A 26816-nucleotide genomic window follows, 5' to 3' on the forward strand; every position below is an offset into this window, starting at 1 on the left:
GCGACGCCGGGCGGCACGTGGCCGCCCGGGGCACCCGACCCATCCGTGCCGCCCCACCGTTCGATCCGGACGCGCGGCACCCGGTCGGCGGGCTGGGCAGTTCGGCTACAACTGCGGCTACCTGGCGCTGCTGGACCTGCTGTGGGAGTGGAACCGGCGGGTACTGGTCGCGAACCACGAGTACACCGACGAGGAACCCATGTTCGCGGGCTACGACCGGGACAACCCGACCCGCGAACAGGTGGAGATCGCCTGGGCCGCGCACGGCATGTCGGTCGTCGTCCTGGACGTGCATCGCCGCGACGGGGTCGCTGACTCCGGTGGCCGGGCACCGGCTCAACCGGCGGATCACCACGACCACCCCGTGCGAGGTCACCGGGCCCGCCGCGGGCAGCGACCTGCTCGAGACCACCGCCGACCCCACCGGCAGGTCCGTGCTGGGCGCCCTGAACAACTGCGGCGGTGGGGAAACGCCGTGGCGGACCGTGCTGTCCGGTGCGGAGAACTTCAACCAGTACTTCGCGTGGCGGTCGACGGCCCGAGCAGGCGCCGGGTCACACAGTTCCTCACCGTCCCGGTCGGAGCCGAGACCTGCGGCCCCATCGTGGAGGACCGGCGGGTGGTCGTCGCGGTGCAGCATCCCGGCGAGGTCGACGGCGCGAGCGTCGAGGACCCGGTCTCGGTGTGGCCGGACGGACCTGGCAATCTCGCCCGCCGCTCTGTGGTCAACGTGGCCCGGACCGGTTGCCGCCGGATCGGGCTGCGATAACCGAACCCTCCGGCCGGCACGGCCGGTGGTGATTGATCAGTCCGGGAACACTGGTCGACGCGGGGTGGCTCCGAAGGGGCCACCCCGCCCTCATCCCGGGGACCGTCCGGCGGTCGCATCCGCCCACCGCGCCCCGATACCGGGCAGCGCCGCGATCTCGGCCACCGCCGACCGTGCCGTGGGTCCGACGCCGACGAGCGTCGCCGACGCCGGTCCGGTCCAGTCTCCGTAGCCCAGCAGATGCAGTCGTGGTTCCGCTACCGCGCGGGTGCCATCGGTCGCGGGCACGCCGTACTCGGTACGCAGTCCCAGCGACGCCAGATGCCGCAGTGCCGGGCGGAACCCGGTGCACCAGATCACGGCGTCGGCGGGCTCGGCGACGCCGTTCGTCCATACCGGACCGTCATGATCCAGGCGCGCGAACATCTCACGAGCCCGCAGGACTCCGGCATCGCGGGCGCGGCGCACCGCGGGCACCACGACGATATCCCCGAGCCCCGCCACTCCGGACGTGTCCTGGTGACCCGCGTCGAGGGTGCGACGGCGACGCGTGGCGATCTCGAAAAGGGCTCGCCCATCGACGTTGTCGGGCAGGAACCGGGGAGGCCGCCGCGTCACCCAGGTCACCGCGGCCACCGTGTGCAGATCGGCCGCGATCTGCGCCCCCGAGTTGCCCCCGCCGACCACGACGACCCGCTGCCCGGCGAAGTCGTCCGCGGTGCGGTAGCCCGCGGTATGCAGTTGGCGGCCGGTGAACAGCGTGCCGCCCGGCACAGTCGGCACGAACGGGCGCCACCAGGTACCGGTCGCACTGATCACCGCGTGAGCGGACCAGGTGCCCGTGTCGGTGCCGACCGCCAGGCGGTCACCGGCACGCCGGATCGCACCCACCCGGACGGGCCGGTGCACGGGCAGTTCGTAGCGACGCTCGTAGGCCGCGAGATAGTCACGGACATGACCGGCGGCCGGATAGCCACCGCCCGGGTACGGCGGCATCGGCCATCCGGGTAAGGAGCTGTACCTGGCCGGGGAGAACAGCCGCAGCGAATCCCACCCGTGGCGCCACGCCCCGCCCGGTGACTGCTGGGCATCCAGGACGACGAACTCGAGGCGAGCGCGGCGCAGGTAGTACCCGACGGCGAGCCCGGCCTGGCCCGCGCCGACGACCACCACGTCCACCGGCGTCATCGGGCGCGCACGGCCCACTTCCCGCGCAGCCAGAGACTGACGTAGACCAGGCCGACCAGCACCGGGACCTCGATCAGCGGGCCGACCACCCCGGCGAGTGCCTGGCCGGAGGTCACCCCGAACACGCCGATGGCGACCGCGATGGCGAGCTCGAAGTTGTTGCCTGCCGCGGTGAAGGCCAACGTGGTGGCGCGGGGGTAGGCAAGGCCCGCGGCGCGGCCGAGTGCGTACGAGCCCGCCCACATGATCGCGAAGTAGGCCAGCAGCGGTAGCGCGATCCGCGCGACGTCGAGTGGGCGCGCGGTGATGGTCTCGCCCTGCAGCGCGAACAGCACGACGATGGTGAACAAGAGGCCATAGAGTGCGACCGGCCCGATGCGCGGCAGGAAGCGGTTCTCGTACCAGGTGCGGCCTTTCGCGCGCTCGCCGAGCCTGCGGGAGAGGTAGCCCGCGGCGAGCGGGATACCGAGGAAGATCAGCGCACTCGCGGCGATCTCCCACGGCGAGACGTCGATGCTGGTGGTGTCCAGGCCGAGCCAGCCGGGCAGCAGATCGAGGTAGAACCAGCCGAGCACGCCGAACATGATCACCTGGAACACCGAGTTCAGCGCGACCAGCACGGCGGCCGCTTCCCGGTCGCCGCAGGCGAGGTCGTTCCAGATGATCACCATCGCGATACAGCGGGCCAGTCCGACGATGATCAGCCCGGTGCGGTACTCGGGCAGGTCGGGCAGCATCAGCCAGGCCAGCACGAACATCAGCGCCGGACCCGCGACCCAGTTCAGCACCAGCGACAGCAGCAGGGTGCGGCGGTCGCGGGTCACCGTGTCCAGCCGGTCGTAGCGCACCTTGGCCAGCACCGGGTACATCATCAGCAGCAGGCCGAGCGCGATCGGCAGCGAGACCTGCCCGATCTTCACCGCGTCCAGCGCTCCCTGCAGGCCCGGCACCACACTGCCCAGCACCAACCCGGCGGCCATCGCGGCAAGGATCCACAGCGGCAGGAAACGGTCCAGGAAGGACAGCCGGTGCAGCACGTCGGGCTGGTCGGCCGTGGTCTCCACGGTCTGGCTCACGGGCAGGGCCTCCTCGTCTCGGCGTTGTCCTCGGCGATGTCGGCGAGCCCGGCGAACCCGGCGGCCAACGTGCGCAGCGGCTCGGGCCGCAGGCGGTAGTAGGTGTAGCGCCCGCACGGTTCGGCGGTCACCACCCCGGCGTCGCGCAACAGCCGCAGGTGGTTGGACACGTTCGTCTGGCTCGCGCCCGTCTCCGCCACCAGATGGCAGGTACACAGCGACTCGCGGGCCAGCAACTCGACGATCCGCGCCCGCAGCGGCTCGGCCAGCAACCGCACGGCGTCCATCGGAAACACATCACCACTGGCTGATATCACCAGGGAATGATATGCCAGGACCATACCTGGTGGCCGACGACCACGGTGTGGGATCAGTCGCAGCGGTTCGGCTGCGTGGCGACATCGCCAGGGGGCTCACGGAGCGGGCCGCCAGGGCGCAGCAGCGTCTCCATGATCTCCAGGGGTTCCGGACGGATCCGGTACCAGCTCCAGGTGCCTCGCCGCTCCCTGGCGAGTACCCCGGCCCGTACCAGGATCTTGAGGTGGTGCGACAGGGAGGACTGCGGCATGTCGAACTCGTCGGCGAGATCGCAGAAGCAGGCCTCGCCGTCCGGTGTCCTCCGGACCAGGGCGACCAGCTTCACCCGCACCGGGTCACCGAGCGCCTTGAACAGCGACGCCGACTCGGCCAGCTCGTCGAGGGTGACGATGCTTTCTCCCGTCGGTAACACGGCCAGTGATCCCACCTCGTCCACGCGTACATGCCCGGTGTCCCAGCCCATGATGACATCATGATCAGGGCGAATGAACATTCGGTGAACCCGGCCGTCGCGCGGCCTTGCCTATTCGGCGCGCGGTGGAACGGTGAACTGGTATCCGAGGCCGCGGACGGCCTTGATCCACTGCGGGTCGTGTTCGTCGTCACCGAGCCGCTTGCGCAGTCGCATGATGTGCACCGTGAGCGTGTTGCTTCGCGCGGTCGCTCCCTCCCCCCACACGGCCGCGATGAGCTCCCGCCGGGTCAGCACGGCCCCGGCGCGTTCGGCCAGGTAGCGCAGTAACAGGAACTCCATCGGAGGCAGCTGCACGGTCTGCCCGTCGAGCCAGAACCGGGGTACGGCGCCGTCGACGCGCAGCCGGCCGAGATCGATGCCCAGCGGGCGCAGGACCACACGGTCGGGCCGCGGCGCGAAGGAGCGCAGCAGGCCGAGCAGCTGCCTGGGGTGATACGGGCGGGGCACGACCGCGGTCGCGCCGAGCTCGGCGGCGCGGGCGGCGAAATCACCGGACCCCGGCCCCGCGCCCGCGACGACCGGCAGCTCGCCGTCAACCTCGCGCACGAGCGTGAGGAAATCCTCGGCACCCAGCAGCCCGGTGGCGGGCCCGAGGACGACCACGTCCGGACACGCCCTGCCTACCGCCAGCAGGGCCCTGGCCGGCTCAGCGCACAGGTGGGTCTCCACCGGCTGCCCGGTGAGCGCCTCGACGAGGGCACGGGCGATCTCGGGGTCGCCCTCGACCAGCAGGACGGCCAGCCGGTCCGGGGCGCCGCCGCGCCCGGACAGGCAGGCTCGCCTGCGTAGCTGGAACTGCGAGTTGTCGGATTCCCAGCTGTGCGCCAGTGTGTGCGCCACTGCCCGGCTCCCTCAGCCGAACCGGCCGGTGATGTACGCCTCGGTCCGCGCATCGGTGGGGTTACCGAAAATGTGCTCGGTGGTGGCGAACTCGACCAGGCGGCCGGTGCGCTCCCCGTGCTCGTCGGCCTCCGCCGTGAAGAACGCGGTACGCTGCGAAACCCGCGCGGCCTGCTGCATGTTGTGCGTGACGATGATGATGGTGAACGTCGTCGCCAGCTCGGTCATCAGGTCCTCGATCTTCGCCGTGGCGATGGGATCAAGGGCCGAACATGGCTCGTCCATCAGGATCACCTCGGGTGAGGTCGCGATCGCCCTGGCGATACACAGCCGCTGCTGCTGCCCGCCGGACAGCCCCGCCGCGTTCTGCTTGAGCTTGTCCTTGACCTCGTCCCACAGCGCGGCCGCACGCAGCGCGTTCTCCACCACCTCGTCCATACTGGCCGGTCTCATCCCGGTCACCCGCGGCCCGTAGGCGACGTTGTCGTAGATCGACTTCGGGAACGGGTTCGGCTTCTGGAACACCATGCCGATCCGGCGCCGCAGCTCGATCACATCGACCGAAGGACCGTAGATGTCCACGCCGTGGTATCCGATCCGCCCGTGCACGGTGGCGCCGGGAATCAGGTCGTTCATCCGGTTCAGGCAGCGCAGCACGGTCGACTTTCCACACCCGGAAGGCCCGATCAGCGCGGTGATCTCCTTGCTGCCGAAGTCGAGGTCGACCTCGTCCACGGCCAGGAAGCCACCGTAACGGACGCCCAGGTCCCGGACCGAGATCATGCCGTCCGGCCCGGTGCCGGGAACGTCCCGGACGGTGTGGTGCGAGACGTCGAAGTGCAGGTCCCGGTGCTGCCCGTCCGTCTCCGTGCCGCGCCGGTCGCCGCTCACGCTCCTACGCTCCGCTCGTGTCATGCCGTCGTTCCTTCCCGAGAAGTAGTGGTCACCAGCGGCGCTGGAACCGGTTGCGCAGCCAGATCGCGGCCCCGTTCATGGCCAGCAGGATGATGATCAGCAACAGGATCGTCGCCCATGCCAGCTCCTGGAACTCCACGTCCGGCAGCGACACGAGGTTGAAGATCTGCACGGGCAGCACGGTGTAGCGATCGAAAACGCCGTCCGGATTGACCGTGACGAACACCGTGGCGCCGACCAGGATCAGTGGCGCGGCCTCGCCGATCGCGCGGGACAGTGCCAGGATCGAGCCCGTCGCGATGCCGGAGATCGCCGCGGGCAGCACCTGCCGCCAGGTGGTCTGCCACTCCGTCGCGCCGAGCGCAAGCGAGGCGTCCCGGATCTCCCTCGGCACGGCACGCAGCGCCTCCCGGGTGGTGATGATGATGACCGGCAGGATCAACAGTGCCAGCGCCACCGATCCGGCCAGCACGACCGCGCCGACCGAGAGGGGGCTGCGCACCACGAACGCCAGCGTGAGAATGCCGTAGATGATCGTGGGCACCGCGACCAGGTTCTGGATGTTCAGCTCGATCAGCCGGTTCCACCACTTCGTGCTGTCCGCGTACTCCTCGAGGTAGACACCGGCCGCGATGCCGAGGGGGAGCGCCAGCACGATCGTGCCGCCCATCACCCACAGGGTGCCGAGGATCGCCGACTGGACACCCGCCGTCTCCGGGTTCAGCTTGGACGGCTGGTTGGCCACCAGGTCGAGGTCGAAGCGCGCCAGGCCCTCAGTCAGGATCGCCGCCAGCACCAGCAGCAGGAACACGCACGCGGTGGCCAGGCAGGCCCACAACACGGCCGCGAAGACCGCCGAGCGGATATCGGTACGCCGCCCGCCGGCGAGTCGCGTCGCGGTGTCGGGATAGGCGGTCATGGACATCAGTAGGCCTGCCTGTATTTCCGGACCAGCGCGATGCTGATCATGTTGATCACCAGGGTGATGACGAACAGCAGGGCACCCACCGCGAACAGCGAGTAGTACACGGGGCTGCCCTGCGGCGCGTCACCGCTGGCCACCTGCGCGATGAAGCCGGTCATCGTCTGCGCCCCCTCCAGCGGGTTGAACGTGAGCTGCGGCTGGGTGCCCGCGGCGATCGCCACGATCATCGTCTCGCCCACCGCGCGGGAGAGACCGAGCACGACCGCGGCGACGATGCCCGACAGCGAGGCGGGGAACACCACCCGCAGCGTGGTCTTCATCCGGTTCGCGCCCAGCGCGTAAGAGCCCTGGCGCAGGGAGTCCGGTACCGCGGACATGGCGTCCTCGGACAGCGAAGCCACCGTGGGCACGATCATGAAACCCATCACCAGGCCGGGTGCGAGGTTGTTGAAGAACTGGGCACCGAACAGCTCCTGCAGGATCGGGGTGACCATCGTCAGGGCGAACACGCCGTAGACGACCGTCGGCACCCCGGCCAGGATCTCCAGTACCGGCTTCAGCACCCGGCGGGTACGCGCGTTCGCGTACTCCGAAAGGTAGATCGCCGCGCCGAGACCGAGCGGGACCGCCACCAGCAACGCGATCAGCGTCGTGGACAGCGTTCCCACCACCAGGGGCAGCACACCCCAGTCCTTGTCCGTCCAGGACGACTTGTCCCCGAACCCGGCCGTCCAGCTCGTTCCGGTGAGGAACTCGCCGATGTCGACATTGCCGAAGAACGTCCACATCGGAGCAATCAGCGACACCGCGATACCCGCGGTGACCGCGACGGACAGCAGCGCCGAGCCGGCCAGCAGCACCTTGATCAAGCGCTCGCCGACCCGCCGGTGCCGGGCACGCAGGTCCATCGGCTCGTCGGCCGAAGGCGGGCTCCCCGCGCCCGGGGAGCCCGCCGTGATCGGGCTGTAGGTCATTGACCGCCGGCCTTCGCCTTCAGCGCCTCCAGGTCCGCCTGTGCCTTCTGCACCTGTTCCTGCGTGAGCGGGATGAACCGGGCCGCCTCCACGATCTCGGTGTTGTGCTCCAGGTAGAACTCGGCGAACGCCACCACCTGCGGCTTGCTCAGCCCCGCGTTCGAGACATAGATGAACAGCGGCCGGGACAACGGCGTGTACGAGCCGTCCTGCGCGGCCTCCGGCGACGGCGCGACGCACCCGCTGCCGCCGTCGATCTCGACCGCCTTGACCTTGTCGGCGTTCTCCTCCAGGTAGGAGTAGCCGAAGTAACCCAGCGCCCCCTTGGTCGAGGACACCCCCTGCACGGTGACGTTGTCGTCCTCGGTCGGGTTGTAGTCGGTGCGGCTGGCGCCTTCCTCACCGTTGATCGCCTCGGTGAAGTAGTCGAACGTGCCCGAGTCCGAGCCCGCGCCGAACAGCTCCAGCGGCTGGTCCGGGAAGCTGGGATCCACCTCGTTCCAGTTCTTCACCGTCGAGTCCGGCGCCCAGATCGTATTCAGCTGCTCGACCGTCAGGCACTGGGCCCAGTCGTTCTCCTTGTTCACCACGACACTCAGTGCGTCGTTGGCCACCAACAGCTGGCTGAACTCGACGCCGTTCTGGGCACAGACCTCCTTCTCCTCGTCACTGATCGGGCGGGACGCGTCGGAGATGTCGGTCTCGCCCGCGCAGAACTTCTCGAACCCACCGCCGGTGCCCGAGGTGCCCACCGTGACGTTGGTGTCCGGGTGCTCGCCCATGAACAGCTCGGCGGCGGCCGAGGACAGCGGCTCGACCGTGCTGGAACCGTCGATCACCACCGGCCCCGACAACGCCTCGCCGTTACCGTCACCGGACCCACCGTCGCCGCCTCCACATGCGGCCAGTGTCAGTCCGGCTGCCACAACCACGGCCGCGATGCGCGCCCGCTCCGAATGGCGGATGGTCACTAGGTGCCTCCTGCTTCAGTCCCGGCCCGCTGCCGGGAAGGTCGTGAACCCCACGTTCGCGGGACGCCTGGATCCAACAATTTGGATCTGAACGACCGGTGAACGTGACATGGCACCAGAGCCTCAATTGAAAAAAGTCGTTCCAGGTGACCACCTGCCGAAACGCGCCCACATCTCGTGCGCGGGCGACATCTCCCCGTAGCCGGACGATTGTGAACCTCTACCTCGCCACCTGTGAGCCGACTGGACGAGTGACCGCCAGCCTGAATCGACCGAAGTCGATCCAGCTCTTGACACGGACGACCGGACCCGATGTGCTGATAATCGGTGAATCTCGATCCAGGCTGTCGGATCCCCGGAAGGAACCTGCCATGACTCGTGCGGGCAACCCACCCCAACGTCACGTCGCCGACCAGCTGGACCGGATCGCCGACGAGCTCGCCGACACCTTCAACGGCGTGTTCGGCCACGGCACGGTGACGCGCTTCGTCTACGAGACCTACGCCCTGCTCGAGGCGCATGCGACCGTCCGGACGCACCTGGTCACCCTGACCGCGCGACTCGCCAGGGAACGACTCGTCGACCACGGCCACGCCCAGGGCCTCGTTCGCGTCACCGTGCCGCACGTCCTGTTCGTCTGCGTACACAACGTCGGCCGCTCCCAACTGGCCGCGGCCCTGCTCGAACATCACGCCTTCGGCCGGGTCACCATCCGCTCAGCGGGCTCCCGGCCGCGCGGCGAGATTCCCGCCACCATCACCCGCGCACTGCGGGAACTCGGTATCCGGCTCACCGAGGCGTACCCCAAGCCGTTGACCGACGAGATGGTCCGCGCCGCCGACGTCGTCATCACCATGGGCTGCGGCGACACCTGCCCCGTGTACCCGGGCAAACGCTACCTCGACTGGGACATCGCTGACCCGGCCGAAGCCCCTATCGAGAAGGTCCGCTACATCCGCGACGACCTGGACCGCCGCGTCCGAGGCCTGCTGCCCGAACTGCACCGCGAGTTCTGACCCGACGAACGACTTGGGCAAGGCGGCCACGGCGGGCGTCACCGGCCGTTCACCCGGAGGAGGCATCATCAGAAGCCAGTCCCCTACCGACGCTGAGGAGTACCTGGTGAGCCATGCCCCCGAGGTTCTGTTCGTCTGCGTGCACAACGCGGGCCGCTCCCAGATGGCCGCGGCTCTCCTCCAGCACCACGCCCTCGGCCGGGTCACCGTGCGCTCGGCGGGCTCCGAACCAGCGGAGAAGGTCAACCCCGCCGCCGCCACGGCACTCGCCGAGTGGGGCCTGGACATCCATACCGAAGTGCCCACGAAGCTTTCCACCGACGACGTCACCTCCGCCGACGTCGTCATCACCATGGGCTGCGGCGACGCCTGCCCAATCTTCCCCGGCAAGCGCTACCTGGACTGGCAACTCGACGACCCCGCGGGGAGATCCCTCGACGCCGTCCGCCCCATCCGCGACGAAATCGACCGGCGCGTCCGCCACCTGCTCGCCGAACTTCTCGACAACTGATCCGACGGCGAGCTTGCAAGATCGAGGCTCGCCTCGACCACCAAGGTGCCGAAGAGTCCTTGGTCAGCCCCGTTCCCATCCTTTGGTAGTCCCGCCGGAGGTTCGAACCTGCGACAGCCGCACACGAGGTACCGATCTTGTACGGCCCGGCCAACGCATGAACCGCTCTGTGCGCGGGCGCCGTCCTCCGGGTGACGCTATGGCCGGATGGGCCGTGGCCGGTAGCCGTTCAGGAAGGCGTGGACACCTGCGGTGATGAGTTCGGTTTTGCGGTCCTCGGTCAGTGGTGGGGCGCCGGTCTGCGGGTGGCTGGTGATCTCGCCGAGGACGATCCAGATGTAGTGGCTTGCGGCCAGGTCGGCGTCGGTGATGTCGAGTTGTCCCCGGTCGGCCAGGCGCTGGAAGTTCCGGGCCAGCGCCTGCTGGGCGCGCTCCGGGCCCGCCTGGTGCCAGGCGGCGAGGATCTCGGGTGGCAGGGTCGTGGCTTCCGCGGTGAGGTGGCGGACCATCGCGAAGTGGTCGGCGAACTCGCCGTCCGGGCTGACCCAGTCCTGGGCGAGCGCGATGAGGGCGGCGTCCAGGTCGGTACCGGACTCGGTGCCGAGGTGCCGGTCGATGATCGTGGTGAGGGCCTTCGCCACCTGGCCGGCGCTGTGTTCGATGAGCGCTGTGAACAGCTGCTGTTTGCCCTCGAAGTGGTTGTAGACGGTGCGGGTGGACACCCCGGCCTCGGCCGCGATCGTCTCGACACCGGCCCGGGCGTAGCCCTCCCGGCTGAACACGGTGCGTGCGGCGCGGGTGATGGCGTCGCGCTTGTCCACCCGCCCGCGGGGCCGTCCGCCGCTCTGCCTGTCCATCTCCACACCTAACTACAATTGATATTTTACAAAACTACCATCATCATTGTACTTTGTCGGCATGGTGGCGGAACCGGGGGCCGAGACTCCACTGGCGACGGGGCGGCCGACCCGGTGGGCGGCGGTGGCCACGCTGGCGATCGCCACGCTGGTCGTGAGCAGCGAGTTGAGCATGGCCGGGTTCGCCTTGCCCCTGGTCGGCGCCGAGTTCGGGGTGGGTGCGGGCACGGCGACGTGGGTGTTGCTGGCGTACTCGCTGCCGCTGGCGGCGCTGGCGATCCCGGTGGGCCGGTGCGTGGACTCGGCCGAGCCGCGGTGGGTGTTCGGCGTATCGCTGGTGGGGGTCGGAGTGACCAGTGTGCTCGCCGCGGCGGCGCCGTGGTTGTGGCTCGTGCTGGTGGGTCGGGTGCTGCAGGGGTGCGCCTCGGCGCTCTACTTGGCGGCCTATCTGCCCTTGGTGACGGCCACGGTCCGGCAGGGCCAGCGGGGGCGGGCGTTGAGTGTGATCGCCACCGTGATGATGGTGGGCAGTATGGCCGTGGCCCCGCTGGGCGGGCTGGTGGCGGGGACGTTCGGGTGGCGCGCGGTGTTCCTGGTGAAGGTGCCCCTGCTGCTGGTCGTGCTCTGGCTGGGATACCGCACGATCCCGGCGAACTCCCGCGCCGGTGGCCGTGGGCCAGCCCGGCCTGATCGCTCGATGCTGTGGGACGTGCTGCTGGTGGGCGTGGCCATCGCCGCCGGCCTGCTGGGCGTGGAGGAACTGGCTGGGCGGTGGCCGGTCGGGGTGGCGCTGCTGGCCGTCGCCGTCGCCGCGGCCGCGTGGTGGACCCGGCTGCCGGGCTCGCGTCCGGTGACCGGGCTGCTGCGGCGGCGGGGATTCGGCCTGCCGGTGCTAACTCTGCTGGCGATGGCCTCGATGACCGGGCTGCTCGGGTTCTCGCTGCCGTTCTTCATCTCCGATGTGCTGGGGCAGGGCCCGGAGCTGCTGGGTGTGGCGATGCTGGTGTTCGTCGCCACCGCGTCGGTGGTCGCGCCGGTGGCCGGGGTGCTCGCGGACCGGTACGGGCCGCGGCCGGTGGCTGCCGTGGGCATTGCCGTGGGGCTGATCGGGGTGCTCCTCCTGCTCGGGATGGCGGCCGATACCGGGGTGGTCGGGCTGTCCTGGCGGATGGCGGTGATCGGCGTCGGTGGCGCGCTCGCGAACTCCCCCACCATGACCCTGATCCTCGCCGCCACACCCGACGAGCGGACCGGGACCGCCAGCGGTGTCACCAACGTCGCGCGCACCCTAGGCAGCACCATCGGCCCCGCGGTGACCGCCCTAGCCTGGAGCATCGCAGGCGGTGGGCAGCCCGGGTTCCAGGCGGGCATCGTCGCCCTTGGCATGCTCGCCGGCGCGGGGCTGGTCGCGTTGCTCGCCGCTCCGACTTATTCCGTTGATGGTTCCGGCCCACCGGGTTGAGATGAGCTGACACCGACCGGATGGGAGGAGAGACCCTGTGACCGCACGGTTTCCCGTTGTCGATCGAGCCGACGCCGCGACCGTACTAATCGCTCAGTACGATGTGGACACGTCAAGGCAGCGGGCCGAGGCCGCAGCCTTCCGCACTGCCTGGGCGGGCGACTGGCCCGGCGGCGTCCTGTCCGCCGCGTGCTTCCTCAGTACCGATGGCACCGGGGTCCTGACCTACGCACAAAGTGCCGTCGACCAGCCATCCACTGCCCTGCCCGGCACCCGGGAACAGCCGCTGGTCTACCGGCTGCACCACAGCATCACCACGCCGGACGACACCCGGATACCGGGCTGCCTGGTGACCGCGCTGTTCGCCACCGAAGGGCCCGAGCGGCAACACCGGTTCGTCGACGCGCTGCTGGCCGCGCTGCCCGAGGACGAGGGCCATCCGGGGGCGATCTCCGCGCACTTCCACCTCAGCACCGACGGCACCCGCCTGCTCAACTACACCGAGTGGACCTCGGAGCAAGCCCATCACGAGGCCGCCGCCAGCGGTGCGCACGACGAGCTGCACGAGCTGTTCACCAGATTCCCCGGCGTGCGTTCCCTGCGCGGGAAGCGCTACCACCTCGCGCACGCCCTGGACGCGCCGGGTTAGTGGCTTCCGGCGAGTTCGCCGGAGAGCCTGCGGTGCATGGTGGCGCTGCGCTTGTTGAGTCCCACGATCTCCACGGTCTTGCCGCGGGCCTCGTACTTGGTGGTGATCGCGTCCAGGGCGGCGACGGTGGAGGCGTCCCAGATGTGGGCGTCGGTGAGGTCGATGACCACACTGTCCGGGTCACCGGTGTAGTCGAACTGGTAGACCAGGTCGTTGCTGGAGGCGAAGAACAACTCGCCGGTCACCGCGTACACCACCTGCCCACCGTCGGGGTCGATGGCGGCGGTGACCTCGACCAGGTGCGCCACCCTGCGGGCGAACAGCACCATCGCGGTGAGCGACCCGGCGACCACGCCGACCGCGAGGTTGTGCGTCACCACGACCACGGCCACCGTCACGACCATCACGGTGATCTCCCCGGCCGGCATCCGCTTCAGCGTGCCGGGCGCGACGCTGTGCCAGTCGAAGGTGGCGAACGCGACCAGCACCATCACCGCCACCAGCGCGGCCATCGGGATATCCGAGACCACCGGACCGAGTGCGAGGCACAGCACCAGCAGGAACACCCCGGCCAGGAAGGTGGACAGCCGGGTCCGCGCGCCCGCCGTCTTCACGTTGATCATGGTCTGGCCGATCATCGCGCAGCCGCCCATGCCACCGAAGAACCCGGTGACCACGTTGGCGACGCCCTGCCCGATCGCCTCGCGGGTCTTGTTCGAGTGGGTGTCGGTGATGTCGTCCACCAGCTTGGCCGTCATCAGCGACTCCATCAGGCCCACCAGCGCGAACGCCAGCGCGTACGGCGCGATCAGCGCCAGTGTGTCCACAGTGAACGGTACGTCCGGAACACCCGGCGTGGGCAGCGACGACGGCAGCCCGCCCTTGTCCCCCACGGTCGGCACCGCGATCCCGGCGGCGACGGTCAACCCCGTCAGGGCCACAATGGCCACCAGGGGTGCCGGTACCGCCTTGGTGATCCTGGGAAACAGCATCATCAACACGAGACCACCCGCGAACAGCGGGTAGACCGCCCATGGCACGTCGACCAGCTCCGGCACCTGCGCCATGAAGATGAGGATGGCCAGCGCGTTGACGAACCCGACCATCACGCTGCGCGGGATGAACCGCATCAACCGCGCCACCCCGAGCGAGCCGAGCAGGACCTGGAACACCCCACCGAGGACGACCGCCGCGATCAGATGACCGAGGCCGTACTCGCGGGCCAGCGGGGCCACCACCAGCGCGATGGCCCCGGTGGACGCGGAAATCATCGCGGCCCGGCCGCCGACCACCGAAATCACCACCGCCATGGTGAACGAGGCGAACAGGCCGACACTCGGGTCCACTCCGGCGATGATGGAGAACGAGATCGCTTCCGGAATCAGCGCCAGCGCAACCACCAGACCGGCGAGGATCTCGGTACGGGCGACCCTGGGCGACAGCCAGGCCGGGCGCGGGGTGCGCAGGCGAGCAGGCGACAGGGACGGAAAAGAAGACACGAGGACAACCAGACGTGTTCGGGGCACCGTTCCACGGCGCGAAAGGACACTCGCACCGGCTACCGCCGGTACGTGGGCTACGGGAAGAAGGGCTCGTCGCCGCCCGGGTAGGAATCTTGTCGCGGCACGACGACTAGCTCGGGTGGGTCACAACACCTGCTCGGCAGACACGCGGCGCTCCTCGGCTCGTCATTCGGAGTCGGGGGCGTCGATGACCCCGGCGGACCAGCGACATACGCGCCGCGGTCGTCGGCAAATCTCCCCTCACGTTAGACGAGGGACCACCCCTCGGCGCAGCCCCTGTGATCAAATGAGGGCGGGATCACGGCTTCGCCTCGAACTCGGCTCCGGTACCTCCCGGTGGGACATGGTTCGTGTTATCGTGCCCGCGTGACTGCCGGGTCGGCCCAGAGCCAACAGCGAGGAAGGTACCCGGCCAGAGCGTGAACACAAGGCGGGCCCGCGGCCCGCCCCCGCTCCGGCCGCGACCACCCGCACGGTCTCTCTCGCGTCACTTCTCGCATGCGGCGGCACGCCGCTGAGCCGATGAGGCCGCGTCGCTCCTTTGCCGATCATCATTCTTCTCGCGCCCAGACGCGACCACACCCCGACCCAGGAGCACACAGCAGCGTATGCCCAACGACAACCAGACCATCGACGAGTTCCGCGCCAACCATGGACGGCTCAGCGGTCCGCTCGGCGAACGCCGCATCGTCCTACTGACCACCACCGCCGCGTCCGACACACCCCGCACCACTCCCGTCGAGTTCCTGCACGACCAACAACCCGACGGCGGCAGACGCATGCTGCTCCTTGCCGCCGACGACACCGGCAACCGGCCCGCCTGGCACCAGGACCTCAGCACGCACCCCCAGGTCACCGTCGAGACCGGGGTGTTCACCTTCCACGCCGAAGCCGAGACCGTGCCCGACGACGAACGGGAACACCTGATCGCCCGCGCCGCGGAAGCCGATCCTATCTGGGCCGATCGTCAGGACGCCGCCGATCGCGTGATCCCTGTTGTCGCGCTGCACCCGTTCGGTGGCACCGCGAACGCCGGCCGGGAAGGCGACTTCCTCCAGCAGATCCACGGCGCTTTCCGGCACGAACTCGCGCTCATCCGCAAGGAGGTCGCCGCCGGTGCCGGTCTGGGCGCACAGCTGCGGATCAACTGCCTCACCCTGTGCCAGGGCCTGCAACACCATCACACCAGCGAAGACGACCAGATGTATCCAGCGCTCGAGGAGCAGCACCCCGAGCTTGCCCCCACCCTGGCCCGCCTCCGCCAGGAACACCGCCAGATCGCGGCTCTGCTCGAGCAGTTGCAGAACGCCGTCTCCGCCACCGACACCGATCCTGTCACCGTGCTCGCCGAGGTCGAACGGCTCACCACCGAGGTCGAAGCCCACCTCGACTACGAAGAACAGCAGCTCATTCCGGTCCTCAACAACATGACACTGCCCTAGACCCGCGAGCTCCGCTGTTCCTTGGTGTCGGTACAGCCACAGCCCGTCAGCCCACTCGGACGTCCGTCGCGTGGTCGCGGGTCTCCGCCTGGTCGGTGTCGTCGACGCCGACCAGGTTCTGGGTGGCCTGCGCGAACGCCAGGAAGTGGGAGAGCGGTCCATCGTGGGTCAGGTGGAGTTCGTGCATGGCTCTGGTGCAGGCGATGTAGAGCATGGACCTGTCCATGTCGGTGGCGTAGTTGTCCTCGTCCACCCGCGGGACGATCACGGTGTCGAACTCCAGCCCCTTGGCGATGTGTGCCGAGGTGATGATGATGCCGCCGGCGAACGAGGTGCTGTCGTAGTCGAGGAAGGTCAGCTCGACACCGGCCCCGGACAGGGCGTGGGTGAGCGTTGTCGCCTGGTCGACGGTTTTGCAGATGATGCCGAGGGAACGGCGGTCGCTGTGCTCGTGCTGCTTGATGAGGGTCAGAATCCGCGCCTGCTGGTCCCGCCGGTCGGTGCAGGCGATGACCTGGGGTGGCGGCCCGTGGCGCTCGATCGGGACGAGCTTGTCGTTGCGGGAGATGTTCTGGGCGAACTCGGTGATCTCGCTGGTGGAGCGGTAGCTCTTGCACAGCTCCAGGCAGTCGGCTTGCGGGAAGATGCTGTGGATGGTGGCCAGGGAGGATGAGCTGAATGGGTTCACCGACTGGTTGGCGTCACCCAGGATCGTCATCGTGCAGGAGAAGAGCTCGCGCAGCACCGCGTACTGGATGGGCGTGTAGTCCTGCATCTCGTCGACCAGCAGGTGCCGGATGTGGCCGTAGCTCTCCTGCCGGGACGTTCTGATCATGGTGTAGATCAGCGGAAACACATCCGCGTACTCGATCTTCTTCCGCCCGAGTGGCTGGAACAGGCCGCGCCGGGCCGGATCGGCGGTGTAGAACGCCCGGTAGATGGCGAACGCGTCCTTGTAGGGGAACATGGCGCGGACCTGCTTGCGGATGCTGGCGGTGTCGGCGGCGGCCCACGTGCCACCCTTGTCCAGCACCTCGTGTTTGAGCTTGTGCACAGCGGCATTGGCGACGCGGTCGAGCCGGGTGAAGACCGGAAGGGTCGGCGACTCGTGGAAGAGGTCGGCCACCCAGTCCGCCGAGAGCCGTTTGTGCTTGCGTTCGATGTCTGCTGGTGTGAACTCCTCGTGCGGGCGGGAGGTGATCCAGTCCTCGAGGCGGGCGACGAACTCGGGCGTGGCCTTGTAGCGCATGCGTGCGGCCGCCGCGTCGTCGACCTGGTCGAGCAGCGTGACCACCTGCTCGCTGAACGTCTCGTAGCCGGTGACCTTCGCCAGGAACCTGCCGGCGATCGTGTCGAAGTCGATCTCCGCGACTTGCTCCTCACCCAACTCGGGAAGCACGTCGGCGATGTAGTCCCCGAACACCTTGTTCGGGGAGAGGATCATGACGTTGTCGGAGGAGAGGGTGTCCTTGAAGCGATACAGCAGGAACGCCACCCGGTGCAAGGCGATCGACGTCTTCCCCGACCCCGCCACACCCTGCAGGATCAGCACCCGTGCCGTCTCGTTGCGGATCACCGCGTTCTGCTCGCGCTGGATGGTCGCGACGATGTTCTTCATCCGGTCGTCGGCGGACTGACCCAGCTCCCGCTGCAGCACCTCGTCGCCGATGTTGAGCGTGCTGTCGAACATGTACTCCAGGCGCCCACCCTGAATCTTGTACTGGCGCTTGCCGGTGATCTCGCCATGGGTGGTGCCCGCCGGGGTCTCGAAGAACGCCTCGCCCGACTCGAAGTCGTAGTAGAGGCTGGACACCGGAGCACGCCAGTCGTGGATCACGATCTCCTGCGTCTCGGGGTCCGAGAAGTTGTGCACACCGATGTAGTGAGCACCGGCCTCCGGATCGCCCGTGGGGCGGAAGTCTACCCGCCCGAAGTACGGCGACTCCAGCAACCGCTCGATCCGCTTGCGCAGCATCACCGCGTGCTCGGCCAGCCGCACCGACATGTCCACCTCGCCACGGAAGTTGGCCTTCTCCGCGAAGTCCATGTCCCGCAGGTTGTCCCACAGGTGCTTCTTCCGCTCCTCGATGGTGCGCGCGGACTCGTCGATGTCACCGGTAAGACGCTCCAGCTCCGTGGCCAGCAGCCGCACCGTCTCGGCAAGGTACCGGCGCTCCCGCTCCTCGTCTCGCGTCTGCGCGTCCGTCAACGCCACCTCCCGTTCAGCTTCCGTATGGAGCCTACTGTCACGTTAGAGTAGGGTATGGCCCCCTTCGACGCGGCGGTCCGCGGCAGCCGTAGGCTCGGACGACGAGTCACGGTTCGCGGAACTCGACTGGCGCCGGACACCGATGGGAAACTGGTGCTGCGCCGCCGGTGGGATCCCGCCGTTCGCAAGGATACTGGCCAACCGTGACGTGCGCTCTCTCGTGGTCATCGACGCGCTCGGCGAAGTGATCGAGTGGCACGAGCGCGGGCTGATCCCCGCGAGAAGAACTCTGACCGCCGACCCACGCTGCTACCCGAGTCACACCGACTTCTACCAACCCGAGGGTCTGCGACGCCTCGCCGAACGGCTCCACTCAGCCGGCGTGTTCACCCTCTGGTTGAACGACCCACCGGCCGACGAGTTCACCACCGCACTCACCCGGGCCTTCGCCACCGCGACCGCCGAGATCACCCGGTTCGACAACCCGTACCAGGAACGCGAGGCGACCGCGACCACCGCACCGACGCGGTAGCCGGCACGGCGAGGCACTCAGTCGCCGAACGGGATGTCCGGCAGGTGATCCCACAGGTCACGGACGTGCCGGTAGCCACGATCGGGCAGCCGGTCAAGCACCGCGAGCAGCTCGGTGCGGGCCTCCTGCTGGATCGCGGCGTCGATGACCTCCTGCTTCGTCGCCGACGCGTCGGCGAAGGCGTGTTCGACGGCGTCGATGATCTCGATCCGGGTGACGCCGGATGTCTTCTGGTCTTCGATGTCTGCCACGACCATACTCTACACTAACGTTAGAGTAGAGTCCTGGTGATGGCCGACACGGTAACGCTCTGGGTTCGCCAGCACCCGCGCCGACGCCCACGGCACCGGCGCACCGTGGACCATTCGATGACTCTACTCTCACGTTAGGGTAGCCTTGACGGATGGACAGCGTTGGGGAGAGTCGGCCAAGGCCGCTCACCGTGCACGAGTTGAGCGACCACATCGAGGACGCGTTTGTCTCCGCCGAGGTGGGTGTGGCCGACTTGCTGGATGCGGCGATTCGTAGCCACGCGAGGCCGGTGGTGTTCGCCGCGCTGAACCGGCTGCCGCAGCGGCGGTTCCACTCGGTGCTGGACGTGTTGAGCGAACTGCCGGAAGTGTCCGTGGACGTCAGTCACCCCGGCGGCTCGGTGGCACCCACGCCGCAGATCTCACCCGGAGGCGGCGTCTGATGGCCACCCGCCTCTTCGTGACCGCCTCCTACGTCCCGGCTCGTCACCGTCGCGGCGACCGCTCCCCGGTGGGGACTGCGGTGCGGGCCCTGCTCGAACACGCAGCGGCCGGCCATGGCGTACTCGGGACCGGCGTGGCGCCCGGCCGCATCGGTCTGGTGCGCGGGTTCGACCACGCGAGCCGCGCGGTGCGAGACGAACTGCGGGCGGCATCGACCAGTCACGGCTGGTCGATGCTGGACCTGCCGACGGTGCCGGGGTTCGGGACGATCCCGGTCGCCGACGATATGCGCCTGGTGGTTGTGGCGCACCGTTCACTGGTCCCGGTAGCGGAACGCTGCGCCGCCTGCTGGGACTGCCACCTGCTCGATCCCGGCGCGGTCGGGACCGCCACGAGCTCATATGCCTTGCGGGACGCCCCGGCGTTGGCGGTGACGACGGCGGGCGGCGCGGGTGACAGCATCGCGTCCCGCTTCGAGCTGTCGGGCTCGGTCACCTGCCGCAGCGAGGGTCTACCGGACGTGGTCGCGTCGGCGGTCGCCGTTCAACCGAATGGCGCCGGACTCCTGCTCGAGCACCTGACCGGCGGCCGGCGCGGCACAGTACGGATGGTCGACACCACACTCCGCCTCGACCTGCCCGAGCCGACCCGGGGCACGCTCGACGGCCACCCGCAACTGTTTCCCGCAGGTGAGTATGCGATCACGACCGGCACCCGCCGGGTTCGCCGGGTTGTCGCCGACCACGGTAATTTGACGTAACGGTAGTCTTGAGTGATCGATCGCACTCGCCACGCAAGGGAGTGCGTACCCGTTGAAAGGAACTCGACGTGGGTGAGCGGATGCAGATCGGCGAGGTGGCCGAGCGCACCGGCCTGTCGCTGCGCACGATCCGCTACTACGAGGAAGTCGGCCTGGTCGTGCCCAGCGCCCGCAGCCAGGGCGGCTTCCGGCTCTACACCGAGCCGGACCTCGACCGGCTGCAGTTGACGAAACGCATGAAACCGCTGGGTTTCCAGCTCGAAGAGATACGCGAGCTACTGACGATCCTGGCACCCACCGGAAACACGACCGAGGTCGAGGACCCGGTCGGGCGGCTGGCCGAGTTCAGCGCCGCCGCCGAGCGGGCGTGCGACGACCTACGCGACAAGCTACACGCAGCCGAGGAGTTCGCCCTCATGCTGCGTACCCACAAGGCCGCCGCGGGACGGAAGAGCAAGCGCCAGGCAACCGCGGCCCGCCCCCGGCGCTGACCTCATTCCCGGTTCGCTCGGCGACACGGGCATTCGCGCGCGGGTCCAGCGCACGCCAGCCGTGTCATGCGGCACTGCCCCACGTCCGCACCGTGGAAGCCGAACCGGGCACTGGGCTGGGCCGGGCTGGACACCCGCCGACCCCGTGCTCCCGGCGCCGCACCAGATCGGCGCATCTCCATGACTCTACCCTCACGTCACGGTAGAGTGGCGGGTATGGATGTGGTCACCACCGATCGTCAGGATCACGCTGTCCCATCCGATCGACTCGACCCGCTCCAGCAAGGACTTCTCGCGGCAGTCCGGATGCTGACGACCGGGTCCCGGCACCGCCATACCCCTGCTCCTCTGGTGCTGTCCCGCGGTGATGTCATCGCGGTGGTCGGCGACCCCGGCAGCGGGGACCTGCCTGGGGCACTGCGCGCCGTGGCGCGGGACACCGGTGCCACCCTGATCGACGTCCCGCCCGAGTCGGCCGCGACCGGTCACCAGAGGGTGGACCTGGTCGTCGCGGCTCATCACTCCATCGTCGCGCCGGCCTGCCACCTCGCGCTGGCCACGGGCACACCCGTCCTGCTGCCCGGCTGTCTCAACACCACCACCGCACCGCTGCGGCTGTGGCTCCGGCCCGAGCCCACTCTGGAACTCCGCGACGACCGGCAGAGCGAGCCGGTCCTGCACCACCTGCACCTGACCGGCGCGCTCGAACTCCCTTCCGCCGAACCCGAGGACTCGGTAATCGAAGTCCTCGCCCGCCCCTCATCGGGCGGGATGCTGCTCGGTGTCACCGATGACCGGGGCAGCATCGCACGGTGGCACCACGGTGCGCAGTCGTTGCGCGCGCTGGAGCCCCTGCGGGTCACGATCGACGACAACACCCGCGTTCTCGCGCCGGGCCACTACTGGATCGCCCCGGCGTCCCCGCCGCTGTACCGCCTGCATGCCGAACCGTTTCCCACCGGCGTAACAGGGCACCGCGCATGACCACACAAGCCGCACCGATACCGGCTACCGGCCGCCGGGCCACCCTGGCACTGACAGGGCGACACCGGACTCCCGGGCGCACTCAGCTCAACTGGTCACCGATGCGGACCTGGATAAGCGGAAAGGGCGGCCAGCGCCACACGGACATCCGAGAGCCGGGTCGGCCAATGTCCGGTGATGGCTTTCCAGGCGGCGTGCAGCGAGACGGACTCGGCGAGCACGAGGACCGGTGGCTGGCCCCAGTGCGTCGCGACGACCGTACCGAGGCGATCGGGCTCGGCCACCGTTGGCGCACCGCCGGGCAGGAAGTCGACGGTCAACGAGGCACCGCTGCCGGTGACATCGTCCTCGACCCCGGCCATCGCGGCGTGGTAGCCACGCAGGGCGTTGCGCCTGTGCGGCTCGGACGGCAGCGCGCAGGCAGGGTAGGCGGCATTGTAGGTCACCGCGGAGGCGAACCGCCGCGGAAGCTCGCCGACAGTCGTCTCGGACGGTCGCCGTGGATCGGTCTCGGGCTGGATCACGACGATGATTCTACCTTAACGTAAGAGAAGGGTTGATCCTCGTTACGCACCCGGGAGGGTGCCGAACCTAGGTGAGGACATTCCTAGCCGATGCCACGCGCCGCCAGGAGGCCCGGCCCCTGGGCTCGTGACGGCGCATGGTTGCCGGACAACGTGGGCGCCCGGACACGTACAGTGGCGCCCTGCCGAGGAAGGAGCGTATATGGACGGGCTGATGCAGATCGGTGAGGTCGCCGAGCGCACCGGCCTGTCGCTGCGCACGATCCGCTACTACGAAGAGGTGGAGCTGGTCGTGCCCAGCGCCCGCAGCCAGGGCGGGTTCCGCCTCTACACCGAGCCCGACGTGAACAGGCTGGCCCTCGCCAAGCGCATGAAGTCGCTGGGCTTCCAGCTGGAGGAGATGCTGGAGCTGCTGGCGATCCTCGATCCGGTTCCTGGCGGCCCCCGGATCGAGGATCCGGCGCCCCGGCTGGCCGAGTTCGCCGTGATCGCCCAGCGCCGGTGCGCGGAGCTACACGCGCAGCTGCGCAGGGCCGAGGAGTTCGCGGACCTCTTCCGCGCCCAGCTCGCCCATTACCGGCGGGAGCGGCAGTCGTGAGCGGGCTGGCGCCCTCGCGGCGGCCGCCAGGGCCGGTGACCCACGTGCGGACGGGGTTACCGAGTCGTGGACGTGGTCCGGCTGGCGGACAGGATCCGCATATGGTCGGCGAGCTTCCGCAGCGCCGCGGCGAACTCCTCGGCGGCCGCGACGGCGGCGCGCAGCTCACCGCAGCGCCCCTCGGCCGCGGCCACGAGCTCGGCCAGCCAGGTGCCGTCGTCCTCCCCGACGACCGGCACCCCGGGCGGCAAGACGGCCAGCACGTCGCGCATCCGCGCCAGGTCGAATCCGAGGTGCTCCATTCGCCGGACGAGATGCAGGCGAACCAGGTCCTGGCCGGTGTAGAGGTGGACATCACCCTGACCGCGAGCGCTGGCCCGGACCAAACCGTCCTGGGCATAACGGCGGATCGCGCGCAGCGACAGACCTGTCCGGCGGGCCACCTCGCCGATCCGCATGTGCTCGCCCACGTGACACCCCACTTCTCGCAGCACGTACGCTACCGGACTGACACTACCCTCACGTCAAGGTAGAGTTGAGCAGGATCACAGGGCACGTTGCCGACACTCTCACGTAACGTAAGAGTATGACTGTTGATGCCGCGACCGCGGCGCACCGTCTTCCGCAGCTTCCTCCCGACGCGCTCCGTGTGGTGGCGTTCGGGGGGCTGGGAGAAGTCGGCCGGAACATGACGGTGTTCGAATACCAGGGCAAGCTGCTCGTCGTCGACTGTGGAGTGCTCTTCCCCGAAGAGCACCAGCCTGGCGTGGACGTGATCCTGCCGGACTGGGGTGCCATCCGCGACCGGTTGTCCGACGTGGTGGCCATCGTGCTGACCCACGGCCACGAGGACCACATCGGCGGCGTGCCCTACCTGCTGCGCGAGCGGCCGGACATTCCGCTCATCGGTTCCCGGCTCACCCTGAGCTTTCTCGGCGCCAAGCTCGCCGAGCACCGCATCCAACCCAGCACGATCGAGGTCCGCGAGGGCCAGAAACTCAGCCGCGCACCGTTCGAACTGGAGTTCCTCGCGGTCAATCACTCCATCCCGGACGGTCTGGCGATCGCGATCCGGACCCCGGCCGGTATGGTGCTGCACACCGGCGACTTCAAGATGGACCAGTTTCCGCTGGACAACCGGATCACCGATCTGCGGGGCTTCGCCCGGCTCGGCGAGGAGGGCGTCGACCTGTTCCTGGTCGATTCCACGAACGCCGACGTGCCCGGCTTCACCACCGCCGAACGCGACCTGACCCCTGCCATCGACGCGGTGTTCCGCGGCACCCCGCGACGGGTGGTCGTCTCCAGCTTCGCCAGCCACGTCCATCGCATCCAGCAGGTCCTCGACGCCGCGCACGCCCACGGCCGCAAGGTCGCCTTCGTCGGCCGGTCGATGGTCCGCAACATGGGCCTCGCGGCCGAGCTGGGCTATCTCCGGGTACCCGACGGGCTCGTCGTCGACCAGAAGACCATCGACCGGCTACCCGCACACCAGATCACCCTGGTGTGTACCGGCTCGCAGGGCGAACCCATGGCGGCGCTGTCGCGCATGGCCACCGGCACCCACACCATCACCGTCGGCCACGGCGACACCGTGCTGCTGGCAAGCTCCCTGATCCCGGGCAACGAGAACGCGATCTACCGGGTGATCAACGGGCTGACCGCGCAGGGTGCGAACGTCGTGCACAAGGGCAACGCCAAGGTGCACGTCTCCGGGCACGCCAGCGCCGGCGAACTCGTCTACTGCTACAACATCGTGCAACCGTCCAACGTCGTGCCGGTCCATGGCGAGATACGCCACCTCAGGGCCAACGCCGACCTCGCCCTCAGCACAGGCGTGCACCACGACAGGGTCCTGGTCGCAGGCAACGGTGACGTCATCGACCTGCACCACGGTCACGCCAGGATCACCGGCAGCGTCGAGGTCCACAACATCTACGTGGACGGCCAGACGGTCGGCGGCGTCACCGAGGCCTCCCTCGCCCAACGACGCGAACTCGGTGCCCAGGGCGTGCTCACCGTCGTGGCCCTGATCGACACCGATACCGGCCAGCTCGCCGAGGAGCCCGACATCATCGCCCGCGGCTTCGAATACTCCCCCGCCGACTTCGAGCAGCTGGGCCCCGCCCTCGACAAGGCCCTCAGCAAGGCGGCCGAACGCAAGATCACGGCCCTCGGCGCGCTCGAAGACATCATCGCCCGCGAGACGGCGAAGTGGGTGCGCAACAACTTCGGCCGCCAGCCCGTGGTCATCCCCATCGTCGTCGAGGCATGACGGCCCAGCCGAGAAGTCACTCTAACCTCACGTTAGAGTAGAATCGCCCGCCGACGTCGGTACTCGCTGCCGCACACCGTGCGCTTCCGTCGTCGCGGCGGCCACCCACCCGTTCCCACCGCAGACGGAGTTTCCTGTGATCACCGCGACCGGGCTGGAGTTGCGCGCCGGCTCACGTGTCCTGCTCTCCGACGCCACGCTACGAGTGCGACCGGGCGATCGCATCGGGCTCGTCGGCCGTAACGGCGCGGGTAAGACCACCACCTTGCGAGTGCTGGCCGGGGAGAGCCGGCCCCATGCCGGGCAGGTGAGTAACGCCGGCGAGTTCGGCTACCTGCCGCAGGACCCGCGCGAAGGTGACCTGTCCGTGACCGCGCGAGATCGTGTGCTCTCCGCCCGAGGTCTGGACACGCTGCTCGCCGAGATGATCAAGGCGCAGACCGAGATGGCGGAACTGGTGGACGAGCGTGAACGGGACCGGGCGATCGCCCGCTACGGCCGGCTGGAGGAACGGTTCGCCGCGCTCGGCGGCTACGCTGCGGAAAGCGAAGCGGCGCGGATCTGCGCGAACCTCGGCCTGGAGGACCGCATCCTGGCCCAACCGCTACGCACCCTCTCCGGCGGCCAGCGTCGCCGGGTGGAGCTGGCCCGCATCCTGTTCACCGCCTCCGAAGCGAGCGCCGGCGGCCGGTCGGGAACCACACTGCTACTCGACGAGCCCACCAACCATCTCGACGCCGACTCCATCTCCTGGCTCCGCGGCTATCTCCGCAACCACGACGGCGGCCTGGTAGTGATCAGCCATGACGTGGACCTGCTGGCCGACGTCGTGAACAAGGTGTGGTTCCTCGACGCCACCCGCGGCGAGGCCGACATCTACAACATGGACTGGCACCGCTACCTGACCACCCGGGCCGACGACGAAGCCCGCCGACGGCGGGAACGAGCCAACGCAGAGAAGAAGGCCTCGGCCCTGCAGCGACAGGCCGCGAAGATGGGCGCAACAGCCACCAAGGCGACCGCGGCGAAGAACATGGCACGACGCGCGGACCGGCTCCTGTCCGGCCTCGACGAGGTACGCCGGTCCGACAAGGTCGCCAGGATCACCTTCCCCGCCCCGGCTCCCTGCGGAAGGACACCGCTCACCGCCACCGGACTGTCGAAGTCCTACGGTTCACTGGAGATCTTCACCGGAGTCGACCTCGCGATCGACCGCGGCTCCCGCGTCGTCGTCCTCGGCCTCAACGGCGCCGGCAAGACCACCCTGCTGCGCCTGCTCGGCGGCATGGGCACACCCGATACCGGCAGCGTCATCCCCGGGCATGGCCTGCGGATCGGCTACTACGCCCAGGAGCACGACACCCTCAACCACGACGACACGGTCTGGCACAACGTGCGACACGCAGCACCGGATACCGACGCCCAGCAGTTGCGGAACCTGCTCGGCGCGTTCCTGCTGACCGGTGAGCAACTCGCCCAACCCGCCGGAACACTCTCCGGTGGCGAGAAGACCCGGCTGGCGCTCGCCGGCTTGGTCTCCAGCGCGGCAAACGTCCTGCTGCTGGACGAACCGACCAACAACCTCGATCCGGCCAGCCGCGAACAGGTTCTCGACGCGCTCCGCAGCTACACCGGCGCCGTCGTCCTGGTCACCCACGACCCCGGTGCGGTCGACGCCTTGCAACCCGAACGGGTCATCCTGCTGCCCGACGGCACCGAGGATCACTGGTCGGACGACTATCGCGACCTGATTCAGCTTGCCTGACCATACCCTGACGTGAGGGTAGACTTGGCCGGGACGGTCGCCCCACGCACTCCCGCCGGAGTGCCACAGCGT

General features: G+C 68.9%; 30 protein-coding genes and 2 pseudogenes. 16 read left to right on the top strand and 16 right to left on the bottom strand.

Features of this window, described 5'->3' with window-relative positions; genetic code table 11:
- Positions 1-139 precede the first annotated feature (139 nt).
- The 3 genes and pseudogenes from FB471_RS35465 to FB471_RS34005 form a co-directional block, all read left to right on the top strand.
- Positions 140-235, top strand: a pseudogene (locus FB471_RS35465) (hypothetical protein); the annotation flags it as partial.
- A gap of 85 nt (positions 236-320) precedes the next feature.
- Positions 321-488 (top strand): annotated as a pseudogene (locus FB471_RS35470) (alkaline phosphatase PhoX); the annotation flags it as partial.
- Positions 489-523: 35 nt separating this feature from the next.
- Positions 524-769: an alkaline phosphatase PhoX gene (locus tag FB471_RS34005; RefSeq protein ID WP_170220632.1), complete on the top strand. Its 246-nt coding sequence runs from the start codon at positions 524-526 to the stop codon at positions 767-769.
- Positions 770-859: 90 nt separating this feature from the next.
- Here the strand turns inward: FB471_RS34005 and FB471_RS06900 are convergent, their stop codons facing one another.
- The 9 genes from FB471_RS06900 to FB471_RS06940 all read right to left on the bottom strand — a co-directional run bounded on the left by FB471_RS06900 (position 860) and on the right by FB471_RS06940 (position 8451).
- Positions 860-1957, bottom strand: a complete 1098-nt coding sequence (locus FB471_RS06900; protein ID WP_141996511.1) for an ArsO family NAD(P)H-dependent flavin-containing monooxygenase — start codon at positions 1955-1957, stop codon at positions 860-862.
- Entirely contained in the window at positions 1954-3033 is a 1080-nt protein-coding gene (arsB, locus tag FB471_RS06905) for an ACR3 family arsenite efflux transporter (protein ID WP_141996512.1), read from the bottom strand. The genes FB471_RS06900 and arsB overlap by 4 nt, the downstream gene beginning before the upstream one ends.
- A complete protein-coding gene (locus FB471_RS06910; protein WP_246076272.1) occupies positions 3030-3350 on the bottom strand; it encodes an ArsR/SmtB family transcription factor in 321 nt (106 codons plus the stop codon). Before FB471_RS06910 ends, arsB begins: the two co-directional genes overlap by 4 nt.
- 53 nt (positions 3351-3403) lie before the next feature.
- Entirely contained in the window at positions 3404-3814 is a 411-nt protein-coding gene (locus FB471_RS06915; protein ID WP_141996514.1) for an ArsR/SmtB family transcription factor, read from the bottom strand.
- Positions 3815-3874: 60 nt separating this feature from the next.
- Positions 3875-4666, bottom strand: coding sequence for a response regulator transcription factor (locus FB471_RS06920; RefSeq protein WP_211357971.1), 792 nt, complete (start codon positions 4664-4666; stop codon positions 3875-3877).
- Positions 4667-4678: 12 nt separating this feature from the next.
- The gene (pstB, locus tag FB471_RS06925; RefSeq protein WP_142001638.1) at positions 4679-5449 is read right to left on the bottom strand and encodes a phosphate ABC transporter ATP-binding protein PstB; all 771 of its coding nucleotides are present in this window, start codon (positions 5447-5449) and stop codon (positions 4679-4681) included.
- Positions 5450-5609: 160 nt separating this feature from the next.
- Positions 5610-6500, bottom strand: coding sequence for a phosphate ABC transporter permease PstA (gene pstA, locus FB471_RS06930; RefSeq protein ID WP_211357972.1), 891 nt, complete (start codon positions 6498-6500; stop codon positions 5610-5612).
- Positions 6501-6505: 5 nt separating this feature from the next.
- On the bottom strand, positions 6506-7480 hold the full coding sequence (gene pstC, locus FB471_RS06935; RefSeq protein ID WP_141996516.1) for a phosphate ABC transporter permease subunit PstC: 975 nt from the start codon (positions 7478-7480) through the stop codon (positions 6506-6508).
- Positions 7477-8451, bottom strand: a complete 975-nt coding sequence (locus FB471_RS06940) for a PstS family phosphate ABC transporter substrate-binding protein (RefSeq protein WP_141996517.1) — start codon at positions 8449-8451, stop codon at positions 7477-7479. The genes pstC and FB471_RS06940 overlap by 4 nt, the downstream gene beginning before the upstream one ends.
- A gap of 371 nt (positions 8452-8822) precedes the next feature.
- Between FB471_RS06940 and FB471_RS06945 the strand changes: the two genes are divergently transcribed.
- Entirely contained in the window at positions 8823-9467 is a 645-nt protein-coding gene (locus tag FB471_RS06945; RefSeq protein ID WP_141996518.1) for an arsenate-mycothiol transferase ArsC, read from the top strand.
- Positions 9468-9573: 106 nt separating this feature from the next.
- Entirely contained in the window at positions 9574-9978 is a 405-nt protein-coding gene (locus FB471_RS06950) for an arsenate reductase ArsC (protein ID WP_141996519.1), read from the top strand.
- Between the two features lie 197 nt (positions 9979-10175).
- Here the strand turns inward: FB471_RS06950 and FB471_RS06955 are convergent, their stop codons facing one another.
- On the bottom strand, positions 10176-10835 hold the full coding sequence (locus tag FB471_RS06955; RefSeq protein ID WP_141996520.1) for a TetR/AcrR family transcriptional regulator: 660 nt from the start codon (positions 10833-10835) through the stop codon (positions 10176-10178).
- A gap of 61 nt (positions 10836-10896) precedes the next feature.
- Here FB471_RS06955 and FB471_RS06960 point away from each other — a divergent pair, with 61 nt between their 5' ends.
- Complete coding sequence (locus tag FB471_RS06960) at positions 10897-12297, top strand: MFS transporter (protein ID WP_141996521.1); 1401 nt, start codon at positions 10897-10899, stop codon at positions 12295-12297.
- Between the two features lie 103 nt (positions 12298-12400).
- On the top strand, positions 12401-12946 hold the full coding sequence (locus FB471_RS06965; protein WP_170220736.1) for an antibiotic biosynthesis monooxygenase family protein: 546 nt from the start codon (positions 12401-12403) through the stop codon (positions 12944-12946).
- Here FB471_RS06965 and FB471_RS06970 read toward each other — a convergent pair.
- Positions 12943-14445 (bottom strand): SulP family inorganic anion transporter, encoded by a 1503-nt coding sequence (locus FB471_RS06970; RefSeq protein WP_141996523.1) that lies wholly within the window; start codon positions 14443-14445, stop codon positions 12943-12945. The two genes, FB471_RS06965 and FB471_RS06970, sit on opposite strands and share 4 nt — an antisense overlap.
- Positions 14446-15077: 632 nt before the next feature.
- Between FB471_RS06970 and FB471_RS06975 the strand changes: the two genes are divergently transcribed.
- Positions 15078-15911, top strand: coding sequence for a nitroreductase/quinone reductase family protein (locus FB471_RS06975; RefSeq protein WP_141996524.1), 834 nt, complete (start codon positions 15078-15080; stop codon positions 15909-15911).
- A gap of 46 nt (positions 15912-15957) precedes the next feature.
- Here the strand turns inward: FB471_RS06975 and FB471_RS06980 are convergent, their stop codons facing one another.
- The gene (locus FB471_RS06980; protein WP_141996525.1) at positions 15958-18120 is read right to left on the bottom strand and encodes a HelD family protein; all 2163 of its coding nucleotides are present in this window, start codon (positions 18118-18120) and stop codon (positions 15958-15960) included.
- Between the two features lie 208 nt (positions 18121-18328).
- On the opposite strand from FB471_RS06980, the gene FB471_RS06985 reads away from it, so the two are divergent.
- Entirely contained in the window at positions 18329-18652 is a 324-nt protein-coding gene (locus FB471_RS06985; protein ID WP_246076273.1) for a hypothetical protein, read from the top strand.
- A gap of 17 nt (positions 18653-18669) precedes the next feature.
- On the opposite strand, the gene FB471_RS06990 is transcribed toward FB471_RS06985, so the two are convergent.
- Positions 18670-18903 (bottom strand): DUF2795 domain-containing protein, encoded by a 234-nt coding sequence (locus FB471_RS06990; RefSeq protein ID WP_170220737.1) that lies wholly within the window; start codon positions 18901-18903, stop codon positions 18670-18672.
- 152 nt (positions 18904-19055) lie between these two features.
- Here FB471_RS06990 and FB471_RS06995 point away from each other — a divergent pair, with 152 nt between their 5' ends.
- From FB471_RS06995 to FB471_RS07005, 3 genes are all read left to right on the top strand, one after another.
- Entirely contained in the window at positions 19056-19346 is a 291-nt protein-coding gene (locus FB471_RS06995; protein WP_141996528.1) for a DUF2795 domain-containing protein, read from the top strand.
- Positions 19346-20107: a hypothetical protein gene (locus FB471_RS07000; protein WP_141996529.1), complete on the top strand. Its 762-nt coding sequence runs from the start codon at positions 19346-19348 to the stop codon at positions 20105-20107. The genes FB471_RS06995 and FB471_RS07000 overlap by 1 nt, the downstream gene beginning before the upstream one ends.
- A 68-nt stretch (positions 20108-20175) precedes the next feature.
- Positions 20176-20598, top strand: a complete 423-nt coding sequence (locus FB471_RS07005) for a MerR family transcriptional regulator (RefSeq protein ID WP_141996530.1) — start codon at positions 20176-20178, stop codon at positions 20596-20598.
- Between the two features lie 192 nt (positions 20599-20790).
- Here FB471_RS07005 and FB471_RS34010 read toward each other — a convergent pair whose 3' ends face one another.
- Positions 20791-20934, bottom strand: a complete 144-nt coding sequence (locus FB471_RS34010) for a hypothetical protein (protein WP_170220738.1) — start codon at positions 20932-20934, stop codon at positions 20791-20793.
- A 15-nt stretch (positions 20935-20949) separates the two neighbouring features.
- Between FB471_RS34010 and FB471_RS07010 the strand changes: the two genes are divergently transcribed.
- Positions 20950-21582: a hypothetical protein gene (locus FB471_RS07010; protein WP_141996531.1), complete on the top strand. Its 633-nt coding sequence runs from the start codon at positions 20950-20952 to the stop codon at positions 21580-21582.
- A 95-nt stretch (positions 21583-21677) separates the two neighbouring features.
- On the opposite strand, the gene FB471_RS07015 is transcribed toward FB471_RS07010, so the two are convergent.
- Positions 21678-22106: a hypothetical protein gene (locus tag FB471_RS07015; protein ID WP_425457037.1), complete on the bottom strand. Its 429-nt coding sequence runs from the start codon at positions 22104-22106 to the stop codon at positions 21678-21680.
- Positions 22107-22308: 202 nt separating this feature from the next.
- Between FB471_RS07015 and FB471_RS07020 the strand changes: the two genes are divergently transcribed.
- Positions 22309-22704 carry a MerR family transcriptional regulator gene (locus FB471_RS07020; RefSeq protein WP_141996532.1) on the top strand — a complete coding sequence of 132 codons (396 nt, stop codon included), beginning with the start codon at positions 22309-22311 and terminating at the stop codon, positions 22702-22704.
- Between the two features lie 56 nt (positions 22705-22760).
- Here the strand turns inward: FB471_RS07020 and FB471_RS07025 are convergent, their stop codons facing one another.
- The gene (locus FB471_RS07025) at positions 22761-23174 is read right to left on the bottom strand and encodes a MerR family transcriptional regulator (protein ID WP_246076274.1); all 414 of its coding nucleotides are present in this window, start codon (positions 23172-23174) and stop codon (positions 22761-22763) included.
- 116 nt (positions 23175-23290) lie between these two features.
- Between FB471_RS07025 and FB471_RS07030 the strand changes: the two genes are divergently transcribed.
- Both FB471_RS07030 and FB471_RS07035 read left to right on the top strand, forming a co-directional pair.
- Positions 23291-24979 (top strand): ribonuclease J, encoded by a 1689-nt coding sequence (locus tag FB471_RS07030; RefSeq protein ID WP_141996533.1) that lies wholly within the window; start codon positions 23291-23293, stop codon positions 24977-24979.
- A 136-nt stretch (positions 24980-25115) separates the two neighbouring features.
- Positions 25116-26744 (top strand): ABC-F family ATP-binding cassette domain-containing protein, encoded by a 1629-nt coding sequence (locus FB471_RS07035; RefSeq protein WP_141996534.1) that lies wholly within the window; start codon positions 25116-25118, stop codon positions 26742-26744.
- The last annotated feature ends 72 nt before the right edge of the window (positions 26745-26816 follow it).

Source organism: Amycolatopsis cihanbeyliensis (genome assembly GCF_006715045.1).
Lineage (GTDB): Bacteria > Actinomycetota > Actinomycetes > Mycobacteriales > Pseudonocardiaceae > Amycolatopsis > Amycolatopsis cihanbeyliensis.

Coding starts and splice junctions, on each gene's coding strand:
- FB471_RS07000 (WP_141996529.1), top strand. CDS start 19,346: ATGGCCACCCGCCTCTTCGTGACCGCCTCCTACGTCCCGGCTCGTCAC.
- FB471_RS06945 (WP_141996518.1), top strand. CDS start 8,823: ATGACTCGTGCGGGCAACCCACCCCAACGTCACGTCGCCGACCAGCTG.
- FB471_RS06955 (WP_141996520.1), bottom strand. CDS start 10,835: ATGGACAGGCAGAGCGGCGGACGGCCCCGCGGGCGGGTGGACAAGCGC.
- FB471_RS07020 (WP_141996532.1), top strand. CDS start 22,309: ATGGACGGGCTGATGCAGATCGGTGAGGTCGCCGAGCGCACCGGCCTG.
- pstA (WP_211357972.1), bottom strand. CDS start 6,500: ATGACCGCCTATCCCGACACCGCGACGCGACTCGCCGGCGGGCGGCGT.
- FB471_RS06975 (WP_141996524.1), top strand. CDS start 15,078: ATGCCCAACGACAACCAGACCATCGACGAGTTCCGCGCCAACCATGGA.
- pstC (WP_141996516.1), bottom strand. CDS start 7,480: ATGACCTACAGCCCGATCACGGCGGGCTCCCCGGGCGCGGGGAGCCCG.
- FB471_RS06960 (WP_141996521.1), top strand. CDS start 10,897: ATGGTGGCGGAACCGGGGGCCGAGACTCCACTGGCGACGGGGCGGCCG.
- FB471_RS34010 (WP_170220738.1), bottom strand. CDS start 20,934: ATGGCGGTGCCGGGACCCGGTCGTCAGCATCCGGACTGCCGCGAGAAG.
- FB471_RS06900 (WP_141996511.1), bottom strand. CDS start 1,957: ATGACGCCGGTGGACGTGGTGGTCGTCGGCGCGGGCCAGGCCGGGCTC.
- FB471_RS07030 (WP_141996533.1), top strand. CDS start 23,291: ATGACTGTTGATGCCGCGACCGCGGCGCACCGTCTTCCGCAGCTTCCT.
- FB471_RS06995 (WP_141996528.1), top strand. CDS start 19,056: ATGGACAGCGTTGGGGAGAGTCGGCCAAGGCCGCTCACCGTGCACGAG.
- FB471_RS06915 (WP_141996514.1), bottom strand. CDS start 3,814: ATGGGCTGGGACACCGGGCATGTACGCGTGGACGAGGTGGGATCACTG.
- pstB (WP_142001638.1), bottom strand. CDS start 5,449: ATGATCTCGGTCCGGGACCTGGGCGTCCGTTACGGTGGCTTCCTGGCC.